At 69.6% G+C, this 14,268-nt stretch carries 18 protein-coding genes; 10 read left to right on the top strand and 8 right to left on the bottom strand.

The window, feature by feature from the left end; translation table 11 throughout:
* Positions 1-5: 5 nt before the first annotated feature.
* From ACOQOP_RS22755 to ACOQOP_RS22765, 3 genes are all read right to left on the bottom strand, one after another.
* Positions 6-761: an SDR family NAD(P)-dependent oxidoreductase gene (locus tag ACOQOP_RS22755; protein WP_420564109.1), complete on the bottom strand. Its 756-nt coding sequence runs from the start codon at positions 759-761 to the stop codon at positions 6-8.
* A 17-nt stretch (positions 762-778) separates the two neighbouring features.
* Positions 779-1,561 (bottom strand): DODA-type extradiol aromatic ring-opening family dioxygenase, encoded by a 783-nt coding sequence (locus ACOQOP_RS22760; RefSeq protein ID WP_420564110.1) that lies wholly within the window; start codon positions 1,559-1,561, stop codon positions 779-781.
* Positions 1,562-1,638: 77 nt separating this feature from the next.
* Positions 1,639-2,070: a DoxX family protein gene (locus ACOQOP_RS22765; protein ID WP_420564111.1), complete on the bottom strand. Its 432-nt coding sequence runs from the start codon at positions 2,068-2,070 to the stop codon at positions 1,639-1,641.
* Between the two features lie 148 nt (positions 2,071-2,218).
* On the opposite strand from ACOQOP_RS22765, the gene ACOQOP_RS22770 reads away from it, so the two are divergent.
* Positions 2,219-3,142, top strand: coding sequence for a LysR substrate-binding domain-containing protein (locus tag ACOQOP_RS22770; RefSeq protein WP_420564112.1), 924 nt, complete (start codon positions 2,219-2,221; stop codon positions 3,140-3,142).
* A gap of 39 nt (positions 3,143-3,181) precedes the next feature.
* Complete coding sequence (locus ACOQOP_RS22775) at positions 3,182-3,985, top strand: class II aldolase/adducin family protein (protein ID WP_420564113.1); 804 nt, start codon at positions 3,182-3,184, stop codon at positions 3,983-3,985.
* Here the strand turns inward: ACOQOP_RS22775 and ACOQOP_RS22780 are convergent.
* Both ACOQOP_RS22780 and ACOQOP_RS22785 read right to left on the bottom strand, forming a co-directional pair.
* Positions 3,982-4,341 (bottom strand): TfoX/Sxy family protein, encoded by a 360-nt coding sequence (locus ACOQOP_RS22780; protein ID WP_420564114.1) that lies wholly within the window; start codon positions 4,339-4,341, stop codon positions 3,982-3,984. The genes ACOQOP_RS22775 and ACOQOP_RS22780 overlap by 4 nt on opposite strands.
* A 3-nt stretch (positions 4,342-4,344) precedes the next feature.
* The gene (locus ACOQOP_RS22785; RefSeq protein ID WP_420564115.1) at positions 4,345-4,956 is read right to left on the bottom strand and encodes a glutathione S-transferase family protein; all 612 of its coding nucleotides are present in this window, start codon (positions 4,954-4,956) and stop codon (positions 4,345-4,347) included.
* A gap of 93 nt (positions 4,957-5,049) precedes the next feature.
* On the opposite strand from ACOQOP_RS22785, the gene ACOQOP_RS22790 reads away from it, so the two are divergent.
* From ACOQOP_RS22790 to ACOQOP_RS22800, 3 genes are read left to right on the top strand one after another with little or no spacing between them, the layout of a single operon-like run.
* Complete coding sequence (locus ACOQOP_RS22790) at positions 5,050-5,364, top strand: ArsR/SmtB family transcription factor (protein ID WP_420564116.1); 315 nt, start codon at positions 5,050-5,052, stop codon at positions 5,362-5,364.
* On the top strand, positions 5,361-5,849 hold the full coding sequence (locus tag ACOQOP_RS22795; protein WP_420564117.1) for an SRPBCC family protein: 489 nt from the start codon (positions 5,361-5,363) through the stop codon (positions 5,847-5,849). The genes ACOQOP_RS22790 and ACOQOP_RS22795 overlap by 4 nt, the downstream gene beginning before the upstream one ends.
* Positions 5,846-6,535 carry a DUF899 domain-containing protein gene (locus ACOQOP_RS22800; RefSeq protein WP_420564118.1) on the top strand — a complete coding sequence of 230 codons (690 nt, stop codon included), beginning with the start codon at positions 5,846-5,848 and terminating at the stop codon, positions 6,533-6,535. The genes ACOQOP_RS22795 and ACOQOP_RS22800 overlap by 4 nt, the downstream gene beginning before the upstream one ends.
* Before the next feature lie 28 nt (positions 6,536-6,563).
* Here the strand turns inward: ACOQOP_RS22800 and ACOQOP_RS22805 are convergent, their stop codons facing one another.
* A complete protein-coding gene (locus ACOQOP_RS22805; protein WP_420564119.1) occupies positions 6,564-7,172 on the bottom strand; it encodes a YqgE/AlgH family protein in 609 nt (202 codons plus the stop codon).
* Positions 7,173-7,289: 117 nt separating this feature from the next.
* On the opposite strand from ACOQOP_RS22805, the gene ACOQOP_RS22810 reads away from it, so the two are divergent.
* Together ACOQOP_RS22810 and ACOQOP_RS22815 are read left to right on the top strand one after the other, a co-directional pair.
* Positions 7,290-9,434, top strand: coding sequence for a protein-disulfide reductase DsbD family protein (locus ACOQOP_RS22810; RefSeq protein WP_420564120.1), 2,145 nt, complete (start codon positions 7,290-7,292; stop codon positions 9,432-9,434).
* A 78-nt stretch (positions 9,435-9,512) separates the two neighbouring features.
* Complete coding sequence (locus tag ACOQOP_RS22815) at positions 9,513-9,995, top strand: peroxiredoxin (protein ID WP_420564121.1); 483 nt, start codon at positions 9,513-9,515, stop codon at positions 9,993-9,995.
* 52 nt (positions 9,996-10,047) lie between these two features.
* On the opposite strand, the gene ACOQOP_RS22820 is transcribed toward ACOQOP_RS22815, so the two are convergent.
* A complete protein-coding gene (locus tag ACOQOP_RS22820; protein WP_420564122.1) occupies positions 10,048-11,211 on the bottom strand; it encodes an NAD(P)/FAD-dependent oxidoreductase in 1,164 nt (387 codons plus the stop codon).
* A 229-nt stretch (positions 11,212-11,440) separates the two neighbouring features.
* On the opposite strand from ACOQOP_RS22820, the gene ACOQOP_RS22825 reads away from it, so the two are divergent.
* From ACOQOP_RS22825 to ACOQOP_RS22835, 3 genes are read left to right on the top strand one after another with little or no spacing between them, the layout of a single operon-like run.
* Positions 11,441-12,598, top strand: coding sequence for a M20 family metallopeptidase (locus tag ACOQOP_RS22825; protein WP_420564123.1), 1,158 nt, complete (start codon positions 11,441-11,443; stop codon positions 12,596-12,598).
* Positions 12,595-13,038, top strand: coding sequence for a phosphoribosyl-AMP cyclohydrolase (gene hisI / locus ACOQOP_RS22830; RefSeq protein ID WP_420564124.1), 444 nt, complete (start codon positions 12,595-12,597; stop codon positions 13,036-13,038). The genes ACOQOP_RS22825 and hisI overlap by 4 nt, the downstream gene beginning before the upstream one ends.
* 17 nt (positions 13,039-13,055) lie before the next feature.
* Positions 13,056-13,610, top strand: a complete 555-nt coding sequence (locus ACOQOP_RS22835) for a cytidine deaminase (RefSeq protein ID WP_420564125.1) — start codon at positions 13,056-13,058, stop codon at positions 13,608-13,610.
* Between the two features lie 391 nt (positions 13,611-14,001).
* Here the strand turns inward: ACOQOP_RS22835 and ACOQOP_RS22840 are convergent, their stop codons facing one another.
* Positions 14,002-14,259: a GatB/YqeY domain-containing protein gene (locus ACOQOP_RS22840; protein WP_420564126.1), complete on the bottom strand. Its 258-nt coding sequence runs from the start codon at positions 14,257-14,259 to the stop codon at positions 14,002-14,004.
* Positions 14,260-14,268: the final 9 nt, after the last annotated feature.

The following is a 14,268-nucleotide window of genomic DNA, read 5'->3' on the forward strand; positions in this document are numbered from 1 at the left end:
CGGGCTCAGACCAGCCCGCCATTCACGTGGATGCACTGGCCGGTGACGTAGCCGGCCTCGCGCGACATCAGGAACACGATCACGGCCGCCACCTCGTCGGGCGAGCCGAGCCGGCCCATGGGGATCTGGGCGGTCACCTGGACCGTCTTGTCGACCGTCACCGCCCGGCTGGTGCCGGGATCCTTCTGGATGAAGCCCGGCACCACCGCGTTGACCGTCACCCCGTCCGCCGCCAGCTCGAAGGCGAGCGAGCGGACATGGGTCTCCAGCGCCGCCTTGGCCGCCGCGGTACCCGGGAAGGTCATCACGCCGGGCCGGTAGACATGCGGCCCGAAGGCGGAGACCGCCACCACCCGGCCGCAGGCGCTGGTCTTCAGATGCGGGGCCGCCGCCTGGGCCATCAGGGCGAAGCCGCGGGCGATGGCGTCGACCGGCGCTTCCAGATGCTCCATCGTCGATTCCAGCAGCGGCACGTTGCGGGCCCAGCCGGCATTGGCGATGAGCGCGTCGAGACCGCCGAAGGTCTCGGCCGCCTGCCGGACCAGCCGGCCCGGCAGCTCGGCATCGGCCAGGTCGCCCAGCATCGTCTCCACCGCCGATCCCCGGTCCCGCAGCTCCGCCGCCACGGCCTCGAGCCGGTCGGCGTTGCCGCGGGTATGCAGCAGCAGCGCCGTCCCGGGATCGGCCAGCCGCCGGGCGGTGGCGGCCCCGATGCCGGAGGCGGCACCGGTGATCAGGACGCGGCGGGTGATCTCGGTCATCGGGGCGGTTCCTTTCGTCAGCCGAAGGCGTAGGCGTCCATGGCGAGGACGGAGAAGGCGGTGCTGGCATGCAGACGCCGGCCCTTACCCGTACCACCGGCACCGAGTGCCGCGAAGAGCGGCAGGAAATGCTCCTCGGTCGGGTGGTTGCGCACGGCGTCGGGCGCGCGGTCGCGGTAGCGCAGGAGGTCGTCGCCGCGTCCCTCGGCGATGGCCGAGGCCGTCCAGTCGACGAAGCGCGTCACCCAGTCGGGCGCGTCCAGCCCGGCCCGGCCGCCGCGGCGCAGTTCGCCCAGGTTATGGGTGAAGGCGCCGGAGCCCAGGATCAGCACGCCGTCCGCGCGCAGCGGGGCGAGCGCGGCGCCGAGCCGTCGGTGGTGCTCCGGCCCGGCATCGGGATCGACGGACACGGCCACCACCGGGATGTCGGCGTCCGGATACATGAGCGACAGCGGGACCCAGGTGCCGTGGTCGAAGCCCCAGCTCTCGTCGCCCTCGGCCTCCAGCCCGGCCGCGCGCAGGCGGGTCAGGATGTCGGCGGCCAGGGACGGGTCGCCCGGTGCGGCGTAGTCCATCTCGTACAGCGCCTTGGGGAAACCGTAGAAATCGTGGATCACCCGCGGGCGGGCGGCGGTGTTCACCCGCACGCCCCGGGCCTCGTAATGGGCGCTGACGACGACGATGGCGCGGGGGCGGGGCAGGTCGTCGCCGAGGCCGCGCAGGAAGTCGCGGGCCGGCGTGTCGTCCAGCACGAGGGTCGGGGAGCCGTGGCTGACGAAGATCGCGGGAAGCGGTGACATGGTTCTCTCCTCCTAAAGAAAAGGGGCCCGGCCGTCGAGCAGCCGAGCCCCTCCAGGGTTCGCGGTCAGGGGTGGGGTCAGGCGGCGGTCGTCTTGAAGGCGGACGGGACCGGCAGCTTCAGGGCGAAGGCGCCGTTGCCGAGACCGGCCTGGACGAAGAGCAGCGCCGTCCACATGGCCGGGAACTCCCAGCCGCCGCCCTGGGCGCTGAACACCCAGCCGTTGGCGGTGTGCTGCAGCAGGGCGCCGATCATCACCGGGACCAGCAGGAGCGAGATCAGGCGGGTATAGGCGCCGGCGATCAGGGCCAGACCGCCGCCGAGCTCGGCCAGGATGACCAGATAGGCGAAGAAGCCGGGATAGCCGATGCTCTCGAAGTATCCGACGGTCCCCGGAATGGTGAAGACGAAGATCTTCAGGCCGGCATGGGCCAGGAAGGCGATGCCGAGGGTGACGCGCAGGAGCAGGGCGGCGTAGGGCGCCGTGCGGGCGTCGATCGTGTCATACATGGTGTTCTCCATCTCTGATGTGGTGGCCCCGGGTGTGGGGGTCGTTGGGGCGTCGGGCCCCCGCCGTGTTTCATGCGACAGAGATACGATGGTTAATCGTGAAAATAATTGGTGCGTTTCGAAAATGATTGTCTCACTGTAGTTGACAATGGACCGGCTCGCCCTCCTCTCCACCTTCATCGCCGTCGCCGAGGCCGAGAGCTTCTCGGAGGCGGCGGACCGGCTCGACCTGTCCCGCGCCATGGCCAGCAAGCATGTGCAGGCGCTGGAGGACCGGCTCGGGGTGAAGCTTCTGGAGCGGACGACCCGGCGGGTGCGGCTGACCGATGCCGGCCGGCGCTACCTGGAGCGCGCCCGGCGGCTGCTGCACGATTTCGAGGTGGCCGATACCGAGGCGCGGGGGGAGCGGCTGGCCCCGGCCGGGCTGCTGCGGATCAACGGGCCGGTCTCCTTCTCCCGCACCCATCTGGCCGCCGCCATCGCCCCCTTCCTGCGCCGCTATCCCGACCTGTCGGTCGATCTGACGGTGAACGACCGGGTCGTCGACCTGTTGGAGGAGGGCTACGACGTGGCCGTGCGCATCGGCCGGCTGACCGACTCGTCCCTGGTGGCGCGGCGGGTGGCGCCGGTCGGGCTGCACCTTGCCGCCGCCCCGGAGTATCTGGCGCAGCGCGGGGTGCCGGACCATCCCTCGGACCTGGTCGACCATGCCTGCCTCGCCTACGCCTATTCGGCCGAGGGGCCGTCCTGGCGGTTCAGCAACGCCGCGGGAGAGGAGGCGAGCATCCGCCCGCGCGGACCGATGTCGGCCAATAATGGCGAAGTCTTGGTCGAGGCGGCGATCGCCGGCGCGGGGGTGGTGCATCAGCCGGATTTCGTTCTCGGTCCGCATTTCGCCGACGGCTCCCTGGTGCCGCTGCTGACCGGGTGGCGCGCGCCGGACATCGCGGTCCACGCGGTGCATCACCAGAGCCGGCACGTCTCGGCCAAGATCCGGGTGTTCATCGATTTCCTGGCCGAGATCTGGCGGGTCCCGCCGTGGCGGATCGACGGCGTTCAGTCCCGCCGATAAACTGCGGGAAACCGAAAAAATCGACCCGGGAGGCCCGCAATGTCCGTCACCGCCCTGTCCGCCGAATCTCTTTCAGCCGACCGCCGCCGCGGCGCCGTCTCCGAGGAGGAGTGGACGCTTCGGGTGGACCTCGCCTGCTGCTACCGGCTGGTCGAGCATTTCGGCATGGCCGACCTGGTCTTCAATCACATCACCGCCAAGCTGCCGTACAAGATCGACGGCAAGGAGGTGTTCCTGATCAACGGCTTCGGGCGGCATTACACGGAGATCACCGCCTCCAACCTGCTGCGGGTGGATATCGACGGCACGCCGCTCGACGAGGACGACTACCCGGTGAACGGGCCGGGATACGTGATCCATTCCGCCATCCACGGGGCGCGGCCGGACGCGCGCTGCATCATCCACACCCACAGCCGGGCCGGCTGCGCGGTGGCGGCCACCGAGGAGGGGCTGATCCCCCTGGACCAGCAGTCGCTGCAGTTCCACGACCGGATCGCCTATCACGAGCTCGAAGGCATGGCGACGGACCTGAACGAGCGCGAGCGGCTGGTCGGCGACCTGGGCACGCACAACGCGATGATCCTGCGCAACCACGGCCTGCTGACCTGCGGCCGCACGGTGCCCGAGGCGTTCCGGCGGATCTACTACCTGGAGCGGGCCTGCCGGCTGCAGATGGACGTCATGGCCTCGGGCATGAAGCCCGCTCGGCCGCCGGCCCATGTGGCCGAGCACACGGCCCGGCAGTGGGAGACGGGGGCGGCCAATATCGGCACGGTCGATCCGATCGAATGGCCGGCCCTGGTCCGGATGATGGAGCGCAAGGACCCCGGCTTCGCCAGCTAGGTCTTCGCCGAGTATCCCTTGGCCGGAAGCGCCCAGACGAAGTCCATCGCGAGGTCGATCCAGCCTTCCAGCGCCCGGGAGTCGCAGGCCTCGGCGTCGACGAAGACGAAGCCGCCCATGGTCCGCGCGCCCAGTGCTGCCGGCCGGGCGCCGGGGCGGGACAGGGCTTCGGCGGCCCCCTGCGGTCCGACGCGGAACAGGAAGCGGCGCTCCCCGGTCCTGGACCGGTCGGCGCCGCCCAGCATGTTGCCGTGATGGAAGAAGCAGGTCGCCCCCATCATCGGCTTTTCGGAAATGCACAGGATGCCGTCGAGCGCGGCACGGAGCCTGCCGTCCAGGTCGGGATCGACGGCCATGGCTCAGCGCTTCCAGCTCGGCCGGGCGCGCATGGCGGTCTCCCAGCGCTTCACGTTCGGCAGGTCCCCGGGCACCGGATGGCCGAAGAAGTCGCAGATATGCAGAGCGGCCATACCGGTGATGTCGGCGATGCAGAACCGGTCGTTGCACACGAAGGTGCGGCCGTCGGACAGTTCGGCGTCGAGCCAGGCCCATTTCTTCGCCATCAGCCGGACCTGGGTCTCGGCATAGGCCGGAAGCTGCTCGACCTTGTCGGCGAAGAACTCGTGGGTGTGCAGCCCGACCTGGGCGATGGGTCCCAGGATCTGCTGCTCCATGCGCCGGCTCCACATCTCCACCTGGGCGGCTTCCACGGGGGTCGCCCCCATCAGGGAGGGTTCCGGATGCGCTTCCTCGAAATATCGGCAGATGGCCACGCTCTCGGTGATCAGGGTGCCGTCGTCCAGTTCCAGGACCGGGATCTCGCCGAGCGAGTTCTTCTTCAGGAAGGCCGGGCTGCGGGTTTCCGCCGCCATCAGGTCGACCGGCTCGATCGGAACCTCGATTCCCTTCTCGGCCAGGAACACCAGGGTACGCACAGCGTTGGGCGCCATCGGATGCGAGTACAGCTTCATCGGAAGCCTCCATGGAAAAGTAAACTTATTGGTTGACTATTACGGATCGATCGGCATAGTCAACCAATAAGTTGACTATTGAGGCCCGACCCTATGAGCCTGCTCGACCAGACCTTCGCCGCCCTTGGCGACGGCACGCGGCGCGCGATCCTCGCCCGCCTGTCCAAAGGCGAGGCCGCCCTGTCGGAGATCGCCGAACCCTTCGAGATGTCGCAGACGGCGGTGTCGAAACACGTGCGCGTGCTGTCCGACGCCGGCCTGGTCCGGGTCAGCAAGCGCGGGCGCACCCGCTACTGCCGCCTGGAGGCGGCGCCGATGAAACAGGCGGCCGAATGGCTGGAGACCTACCAGAAATTCTGGGCAGGCCAGTTCGACGCCCTTGCCCAATACCTGGAGGAGAACCCATGAGCCTGCCCTTCCTGAAATCGCCCCATGGCAGCGATCCGGTCGTCGTGGAGAGCACCTTCCGGGCGCCGCCGGCGCGGCTGTTCCGGGCCTGGACCGACCCGGCGGAGTTGAAGGCCTGGTTCGGCCAGGCGCCGCACAGCATGGCCGCGATCGAGGCCGACGTGCGGGAGGGCGGGGCCTGGCGCTTCACCCTGCCGCCGACCGAGGTATCCCGCGACGCCCTGCGCGGCACCTATGTGACGGTGGAGCGCGACCGCAGGCTGGTCTTCACCTGGTGCCACGAGCGGGAATTCGCCGACGGCCGGGTCGAGGTCACGCCCGAATCCGAGGTGACCGTCACCTTCGAGCCGGCCGAGGAGGGCACCTTCGTGCGCCTGACCCATGCGGCCATCCGCAAGGAGGACGCCCGCAAGGGTGTCGGCTCCGGCTGGTCGGCGAGCTTCGGCTCGATCCACGCCCTGCTTGAGAAGGAGGCAGTCCCATGACCCTGCACCGCATCGTCGACCGCGCCCAATGGCTGTCCGAGCGCCGCGTGCTGCTGGCCGAGGAGAAGGCCCATATGCGGGCCGGCGACGCGCTGGCGGAGAAGCGGCGCGCGCTGGCCTGGGTGCGGGTCGAGCGGGAGTATCTGTTCGACACCGTGCATGGCCGCGAAACCCTGGCCGACCTGTTCGCCGGCAAGGGACAGCTCGCGGTCTACCATTTCATGTTCGGCGCGGACTGGGAGCAGGGCTGCAAGAGCTGCTCGTTCTGGGCCGACACGTTCGACGGCATCGACGTCCACCTCGCCGCCCGGGACACGCGGTTCCTGTGCATCTCCAACGCGCCGCTCGACCGGCTGCTGGCCTATCGCGCGCGGATGGGCTGGCGCTTCGACTGGGTGTCGGCGGTGGACGGGGCGTTCAGCCAGGATTTTGGCGTGACCTTCCCGGAGATGAGGCCGGGGTCGGCCGGCGGCTACAACTACACCGACGCCGTGCCGAACGACGAGATGCCGGGAATCAGCGTCTTCGCCCGGCTGGAGGATGGCGGCATCGCCCATGCCTATTCGACCTATGGCCGGGGCGTGGAGGCGATCAACGGCGCCTATCACCTGCTCGACCTGACGCCGAAGGGCCGGGACGAGGGCGGCGAGGGGATGCGCTGGCTGCGGCGGCGCGACGAGTATTAGGCGTGGCCGGTATTAGGCGTGCCCAGTATTAGGCGTGGCCGGCGTCGGTGGAGAGCAGGGAGGCGCTGATGCCGATCTTGGCCAGTGCCTTCTCCCATTTGTCGTCCAGGGCGGCGTCGAACAGCAGCTCCGGGTCGGCCTCGACCGACAGCCAGGAATTCTCCTGCAGCTCGCCGTCGAGCTGGCCCGGCCCCCATCCGGCATAGCCCAGCGCCAGCATCGCCTTGTTCGGCCCGGAGCCGAGGGCGATGTCGCGCAGGATGTCGACCGTGGCGGTCAGGGCGAGCCCGTCCTCCAGCGGCATGCTGTCGTCGCGCAGGTAGTCGTCGCTGTGCAGCACGAAGCCGCGCCCGGTCTCCACCGGACCGCCGAAATGGATGGTCGGGTAGCGGGCCGAGCCGACCGGCGGGCTCTTCAGCTCCAGCTCCTCCAGCAGGTCGGAGAACTTGATGGAGCCGACCAGACGGTTGATCACCAGACCCATCGCGCCCTGGTCGTTATGGACGCACATGTAGATCACCGTGCGCGTGAATCGCGGGTCGCGCATGGACGGCATGGCGATCAGAAGCTGACCGGTCAGGTAGCCCTCGGCCTCGTTCTTCTCGCTGTCCGAGGGGGTGAGATCGTCCGGGTTCATTCCTATTCCTCCACCGCCCGCGCGACCATTGGTCCCGCGGTTGTGACGTTCCCCGTGGCCGTCCCCTACTATATTGGGGTCACGCTGTGACTTCAAAGTGAGCCGGACGGGCCTGTGATGAAATTTCGTGCCAGCCAGTTGCTCATCCTGCTCGCCCTTGTGGCGACCGCCTGGGGACTGCTGACCCCTGGCCGGGCGACGGCCCAGCCGGCCTCGCCCTGGGTGAGTACGGAGTTCGCCGATATCCGGCTGATCTCCGCGGTGGCCGGGACGGAAGGACGCGACGAGATCCCGCTCGGGCTGGAGTTCCGGCTGGCGGAGGGCTGGAAGGTCTACTGGCGGTCGGCCGGGGATGCCGGCTATCCGCCGCAGGTCACCTGGGACGGCTCCGACAATCTCGCCGGCACCGAGACGCTCTATCCGGTGCCGCACCGCTTCTCGCTCTTCGGGCTGGAGACCTTCGGCTACAAGGACGCGGTGGTCTATCCGATCATTGCCCGGCTGGCCCGGTCCGGCGATCCGCTGTCCGCGACGGCGCAGGTCAATGCGCTCGCCTGCAGCGAGATCTGCGTGCCGCTGGAGGCGACCCTCGGCATCGACCTGCCGGCGGGACCGGCGGAGCCGACCGCCTTCACCCAGCTGGTGAACCGCTGGACCGCCCAGGTGCCGCGTGACCTGCCGGGGCTGGGCCTGGACGTGGTCTCGGCCCGGGCCTCCGGCGATCCGCAGAGCCCGACCCTGGTGCTGACGGTCACCTCGGCCGAGCCGATGGCGGCCCTGGACGTGTTCCCGGAAGGACCCGAGGGGCTGTCCTACGGCAAGCCGGAGATCACCCTGTCCGACAGCGCCCGGGCGGCGACGGTGCGGGTGCCGGTCGGCACGCGGGGCGAGGCTCGGCTGGACGGTGCCGACCTGCGCCTGACCCTGGTGGAGGGCGAGCGGTTCGTGGAGCGGCCGGTGACGGTCGCCGCCGCAGCACCGCCGCCCGCCGCCGCCGACCTTTGGCTGGTCCTCGGCCTCGCCCTGCTCGGCGGGCTGATCCTGAACCTGATGCCCTGCGTCCTGCCGGTCCTGTCCCTGAAGCTGGTCTCCGTCCTGAACTATGGCGGGGCCGAGCGCGGGGCGATCCGGCGCGGATTCCTGGCCTCGGCGGCGGGGATCGTCGCCTCCTTCCTGCTGCTGGCCGGGCTGCTCGCCGGGCTGAAATCGGCCGGGGTGGCCGTCGGTTGGGGCATCCAGTTCCAGCAGCCGCTGTTCCTCGCCGCCATGGCGACGATCGTCCTGCTGTTCGCCGCCAATCTCTTGGGCTGGTTCGAGGTCGCCCTGCCGCGCGCCCTGGCCGATCTGGGCGGGCGGCTGCCGGCCGAAGGCGGCCAGGGCAAGGGGCTGGTCGGCCATTTCCTCACCGGCGCTTTCGCCGCGTTGCTGGCGACCCCCTGTTCCGCCCCGTTCCTCGGCACGGCCGTCGGCTTCGCCCTGGCGCGCGGCCCGGCGGAGATCCTGACCGTTTTCGCCGTCATGGGGATCGGCCTGGCGCTGCCCTATCTGGCGGTGGCGGCCTTTCCGTCGATCGCCCGCGCCCTGCCGCGACCGGGCCGCTGGATGATCACCTTCCGGCGCATCCTGGCGCTGGCGCTCCTGGCCACCGGCGTGTGGCTGCTGACCGTGCTGGCGGCGCAGATCGGGCAGACCGGGGCGCTGGTGATGGGCGGGCTGTTCGCGGTCGGCGCCGGGGTCCTGGCCCTGCTGCACCGGGCGGGTCGCGGCGGCGCCGGGCTGACCGGAATCGCCCTGCTGGTCGCCGTCCTCGCCGTGGCCGCGCTGCTCCCCGGAACCCGCGAGCCGGGGGCGAACCGCCTGGCAACCGCGCAGGCCGGGGCGGCGATCGACTGGAAGACCTTCGACCGGGCCGAGATCGACCGCATGGTCGCCGAGGGCGCGGTGGTCTTCGTCGACGTCACCGCCGACTGGTGCATCACCTGCAAGGTGAACAAGCAACTCGTCCTGGAGACCGACCCGACGGCGAGCCTGCTGTCCGGCGGGAGCGTGACCGCGATGCAGGCCGACTGGACCAATCCGGACCCGGCGATCTCCGACTACCTCGCCTCGTTCGGGCGCTACGGCATCCCGTTCAACGCGGTGTATGGCCCCGCCGCGCCGGACGGGATCGCCCTGCCGGAACTGCTGTCGGCGGCGGCGGTGCGCGATGCGATCGAGCAGGCGGGCGGGGCGGCACAAACCGCCGGCTTGGACTCGCAGTAGATCCGGCCTATTTAGGGAGCCATCAGTTCCTAAGGGGCCGGCCGCGACCGGTCCCATTCCTCACAGGGAGAGACGGTGATGACCATCAAGGTTGGCGACAAGCTTCCGGACGTCGGGCTGCAGCACAAGACGGCCGACGGGATCGACACGCTGGACAATGCGGCCCTGTTCGCCGGTAAGAAGGTGGTGCTGTTCGCCGTGCCGGGCGCCTTCACCCCGACCTGCTCCGCCAAGCACGTGCCGAGCTTCGTGCAGAACATCGACGCGCTGAAGGCCAAGGGCGTGGACACGGTCGCCTGCGTCGCCGTGAACGACCCGTTCGTCATGGGCGTGTGGGGCAAGGACCAGGCGTCCGAGGGCAAGGTCATGATGCTGGCCGACGGCTCCGCCAAGTTCACCAAGGCGATCGGCCTGGAGCTCGACCTGACCGAGCGTGGCCTTGGCGTGCGCTCCCAGCGCTATGCGATGGTGGTGGACGACGGCACGGTCTCCCAGCTCTTCGTCGAGGAGGCGGGCGCCTATGACGTCTCCAGCGCCGAGAACGTGCTGAAGCATCTCTGATCCGACCCGGATCGCGGGATAAGGGGGCGGCCTTCGGGCCGCCCTTCTTCGTTCAGACGATGCCCTTCTCGCGATACGGTGCGTTCGCCGGGATGCGGGCCCAGCCGAAACAGGCGAGATCCAGGCTCTCGAAGCGTCCCCCCAGGATCAGTTCGCTCACCGCGCGGCCGGTGGCCGGGGCGTGCATGATGCCGTGACCGGAGAATCCGGTGGCGATCACCACGTTGGCGAGGCCGTCGGACCACGGCCCGATGATGGGCGAGTAGTCGAGGATGCTGCGCGCGTAATGGCCGCGCCAGGAGCGCACCAGCTTGAGGCGCTCCATCTTCGGCACCCGGCGGGCCAGCGCCGGCCAGACCACGCTCTCGAACCGCGCGGGGTCGGGCTCGAAGTTCCAGCACGCCGGCTCCGACCAGTCGGGGATGCCGCCGACATAGCCGTCCCCCTCCGGCCGGATGGCGAGGTCGCTCTCGCTCTTCAGGAAGGGCAGCGGCTCGATCTCCGCCTCGGCCTTGAAGACGTAGCTCTCCCGCGACATCGGCTCCACCGGCAGGTCCAGGCCGATCAGTGCTGCGACGTCGCGCGACCAGGCCCCGCAGGCGAGCACGTAGGTCTCAGCCTCCACGGTCGTTCCGTCGGACAGCGCGACCGCGCCGGCTGTCGCCGTCCCGGCCTGCCACCCGGTGATATCGCCCTTCACGTACTCCACGCCGAGGGCGCGGGCCTTGCGCCGGAAGCCCATCAGCGCGGCATAGGGATCGATCCAGGCATCGTTCGGCGAATAGACGGCGAGGTCCACGTCGTCGACGGCGATGGACGGGAAGAGGGCCTGCACGCCGGCCGGGTCGAGCAGCTCCGCCTCCACGCCCTGGGCGACCTGGAAGCGGTGGTTCGCCTCCATCTGCCGTGCCCCGCCATTGTCCGACAGGAACAGGTAGCCCTGGCGCCGGAAGGCGATGTCGGCCGGCGTGCCGTCGACCGCCATCCGCTCGGCGAAGCCGGCGTAGAAGTCGCGGCCGTACCGTGCCATGGCAATGTTCTCGGGCAGGCTGAACAGCAGCCGGATGCCCCCGTTGGCCCGGGGCGTGGCGGCGAATTCGTAGGTCGGGTCGCGCTCGATCACGACGACGCGCCCCGCCTTGCCGCTGTCGGCAAGGTGCCAGGCGATGCTGGAGCCGATGATCCCGCCGCCCAGAATGGCGATGTCCGCGCGCATGGCTATCCGTCCTTCTGCAGCACTGAGCGCAGGGTTCCGGTCATCGGTGTTCCGCCCGGTCTGCCGCCGCCTCCGGAAATTCAGCGGGAAGTCGGCGCCGGCGGCAAGATCCTGAATCGCCGGGTCGCCTCAATCGGCTCGCGTGCGGCGCGGCCGTTTGCGCATTGCCTATGGCGTATCGCTCCGGCAGAACTGACCGCCTCTCATACACCTGCCCCTCGGAGTTTCCATGGATACCGCTTCCCCCCGCGACAACGTCCCCGCCATCGACCAGGAGGAGATCATCGACGGCATCCTCGAGTGGGTGGAGATGGAGACGCCGACCTACGACGCCGAGCGGGTCAACAAACTGGCCGACAGGATCCAGACCCAGTGGGAAGGTACGGGCTGCTCTGTCGAGCGGGTCGCGGGCACCGACGGCTTCGGCGACCACCTGATCGTGCGCACCCCGGACTGGACCGAGGACGCGCCGAGCATCCTGGTGCTGAGCCACATGGATACCGTCCATCCGGTCGGCACCAAGGACGACAGCAACCGGATCCGCCGCGAGGGCGACAGCCTCTACGGCCCGGGCATCTACGACATGAAGGCCGGTGCCTATCTGCCGTACTACGCCTACCGCCACCTGCGCCGCATGGGGGCGGGCACCGGCATGCCGGTCAGCTTCCTGTTGGTCGCCGAGGAGGAGGTCGGCAGCCCGACCAGCCGCGCCGTCATCGAGGCCGAGGCCAGGAAGGCGAAATACGTGCTGGTCACCGAGCCGGCCCGCGACGGCGGCAAGCTGGTCACCGCCCGCAAGGGGGTGGGCCGCTTCGAGATGACGATCACCGGCGTCCCGGCCCATTCCGGCGCCAAGCATGAGGACGGCCGCAGTGCCGTGAAGGAACTCGCCCACCACATCCTGGAGATCGAGGGCCTCACCGACTACGCGCGTGGTGTGACCACCAATGTGGGCCTGGTCAAGGCCGGCACCGGGGTGAACGTCGTCCCGCGTGTCGCGACCGCCGAGATCGACCTGCGGGTGGTCAACGCCGCCGACGGCGAGGAGATCACCGCCAGGATCCTCGACCGCAAGCCGCGCGATCCCGACGTCACCATCGAGATCACCGGCGGCATGAACCGCCCGCCCTACGAGTTGAACGACGCCAACTGGGGCCTGTTCGAGCTGGCCAAGGAAGTCGTCGCCGAGACCGGCCTGGTGCTGGAAAGCACGGCGCTGACCGGCGGCGGCTCCGACGGCAACTTCACCTCCGCCCTGGGCGTGCCGACCCTCGACGGCCTGGGCGCCGACGGCGAGGGCGCGCATACTCTGAACGAACAGGTCTATATCTCCTCGCTCGTGCCGCGGGCGAAGATGTGGGTCCGGCTGCTGGAAGGGCTGACATGACGGTCGAGTTTTCCGCGCGCGGCGACAGCCACGCGATCGAGGAAGGCAGCGCGCTCGCCCCGAAATTCGGGGCGGACGGGCTGATCCCGGCCGTCACCGCCGACGCCGCCACCGGCTCGGTGCTGATGATGGCCTGGATGGATGCCACGGCGCTGTCCGCCACCATCGAGACCGGCGAGGCGCATTACTACTCGCGCTCGCGCAAGGCCATGTGGCGCAAGGGCGAGAGCAGCGGCCATGTGCAGCGGGTGAAGGAGATCCGGCTCGACTGCGACCAGGACACCGTCCTGCTGCTCGTGGAACAGGTCGGGCCGGGGGCCTGTCACGTGGGTTACGAGAGCTGCTTCTACCGCCGGGTCGTGAAGGCCGGCGACGGCGTGGCCCTGGAGGTCGTCGGCGAGAAGACCTACGACCCACACGCGGTCTACGGGGAGCATTGAGGGTGGGGGCCGGTGTGATGGCGGAACGTGTCGAGCTCGTGCTGCCGGCGGTGGACCGGCCCGACGCGACCACGCCGACCCCGCTCGGCCGGCTGACGGTGCCCGGTCAGGCTATTCCGGAAAAGACCGTGTCGGTCGACCCGGACGAGATCGCCCGGCTGCGCGACGCCGCCCGCGCCGTGGCGGCCCGCGCCCATGCGCCGTATTCCCGCTTCCATGTGGGTGCCGCGCTGATCATGGCCGACGACCCGCAGCGCCGGGTGATCGCCGGCGCCAATGTCGAAAACGCCAGCTACGGCGGCACGATCTGCGCCGAGCGCACGGCCCTGACCCAGGCGGCGTCGCTCGGGTTCCGGAAGCTGGAGCTGCTGGTGGTGAGCTGCGTGGCGACGCTGGAGGCAGCCGTCGCCGACCGCTCGCCCTGCGGCATCTGCCGCCAGGTGATCCACGAGTTCGGGAGCCGCGAGCCCGAGACCCTGGTGATCGTCGACGGGGGCGGCGAGGGGGCCCTGGGCGATGTGTTCGACCTGGAGCGTCTGCTGCCCTATGGGTTCAGCCTCGGGCAGGGGTGACCTCGCGGTCTTCGTTGTGATGCACACGCCGGCTGGGTCCCGGCCGATCTCCGGGTCAAGCCCGGAGGTCGCCGGGATGACGGCCTCCAGAATCACCCTTCATTCGTCATCCCGGACGCCCCCGTCCCGGATTTAATCCGGGATTGATCCGGGGGCGGGCCGGGACCGTGGACGGAAGCGAGGGGAGGCCCTTCGACATGCCCCGGACTTCATCCGGGGCTGCTCGGCGAGGTCAAAAGGGAATTGGGCCACCCACCCCCCACCGTCATCCTAATGCAAATCAGGATCTGCGGTGCACAGGCGCCAGCAGCATGGTCCTGACTTGCGTCAGGACGACGGGAGGAACGCGGCGGAACCCTTGGCCCCGCTGTCGCTTGGACCAGATGCCGGCTCAGACGAGCTGCTGGCGGACGATTCCGGAGGCATTGGAGAAATCCATCCGGCCCGGATAGCGCTGCTTCAGCATCGACATGATCCGGCCCATGTCCTTGTCTGTTGGCGAGGTCGAGAGGGAGATGATCTGTTCACCCCCCACCGTCATCCTGATGCAAATCAGGATCTGCGGTGCACAGGCACCGGTCGCTTGATCCTGATTTGCATCAGGATGACGGGAAGAAGGCGGCGGAACCAGCGCCCCGCCGCCGATCACGCGGTCGGC

Origin of the sequence: Thalassobaculum sp., from assembly GCF_965223715.1 — a bacterium.
GTDB lineage: Bacteria > Pseudomonadota > Alphaproteobacteria > Thalassobaculales > Thalassobaculaceae > Thalassobaculum.

Bases quoted from the DNA above. Each gene is read 5' to 3' on its own strand.
- ACOQOP_RS22755 (WP_420564109.1), bottom strand. From the start codon at position 761: ATGACCGAGATCACCCGCCGCGTCCTGATCACCGGTGCCGCCTCCGGC.
- ACOQOP_RS22825 (WP_420564123.1), top strand. From the start codon at position 11,441: ATGGATACCGCTTCCCCCCGCGACAACGTCCCCGCCATCGACCAGGAG.
- hisI (WP_420564124.1), top strand. From the start codon at position 12,595: ATGACGGTCGAGTTTTCCGCGCGCGGCGACAGCCACGCGATCGAGGAA.
- ACOQOP_RS22815 (WP_420564121.1), top strand. From the start codon at position 9,513: ATGACCATCAAGGTTGGCGACAAGCTTCCGGACGTCGGGCTGCAGCAC.
- ACOQOP_RS22820 (WP_420564122.1), bottom strand. From the start codon at position 11,211: ATGCGCGCGGACATCGCCATTCTGGGCGGCGGGATCATCGGCTCCAGC.
- ACOQOP_RS22805 (WP_420564119.1), bottom strand. From the start codon at position 7,172: ATGAACCCGGACGATCTCACCCCCTCGGACAGCGAGAAGAACGAGGCC.
- ACOQOP_RS22795 (WP_420564117.1), top strand. From the start codon at position 5,361: ATGAGCCTGCCCTTCCTGAAATCGCCCCATGGCAGCGATCCGGTCGTC.
- ACOQOP_RS22780 (WP_420564114.1), bottom strand. From the start codon at position 4,341: ATGGCCGTCGATCCCGACCTGGACGGCAGGCTCCGTGCCGCGCTCGAC.
- ACOQOP_RS22785 (WP_420564115.1), bottom strand. From the start codon at position 4,956: ATGAAGCTGTACTCGCATCCGATGGCGCCCAACGCTGTGCGTACCCTG.
- ACOQOP_RS22765 (WP_420564111.1), bottom strand. From the start codon at position 2,070: ATGTATGACACGATCGACGCCCGCACGGCGCCCTACGCCGCCCTGCTC.
- ACOQOP_RS22770 (WP_420564112.1), top strand. From the start codon at position 2,219: ATGGACCGGCTCGCCCTCCTCTCCACCTTCATCGCCGTCGCCGAGGCC.
- ACOQOP_RS22810 (WP_420564120.1), top strand. From the start codon at position 7,290: ATGAAATTTCGTGCCAGCCAGTTGCTCATCCTGCTCGCCCTTGTGGCG.
- ACOQOP_RS22760 (WP_420564110.1), bottom strand. From the start codon at position 1,561: ATGTCACCGCTTCCCGCGATCTTCGTCAGCCACGGCTCCCCGACCCTC.
- ACOQOP_RS22790 (WP_420564116.1), top strand. From the start codon at position 5,050: ATGAGCCTGCTCGACCAGACCTTCGCCGCCCTTGGCGACGGCACGCGG.
- ACOQOP_RS22800 (WP_420564118.1), top strand. From the start codon at position 5,846: ATGACCCTGCACCGCATCGTCGACCGCGCCCAATGGCTGTCCGAGCGC.
- ACOQOP_RS22775 (WP_420564113.1), top strand. From the start codon at position 3,182: ATGTCCGTCACCGCCCTGTCCGCCGAATCTCTTTCAGCCGACCGCCGC.
- ACOQOP_RS22835 (WP_420564125.1), top strand. From the start codon at position 13,056: ATGGCGGAACGTGTCGAGCTCGTGCTGCCGGCGGTGGACCGGCCCGAC.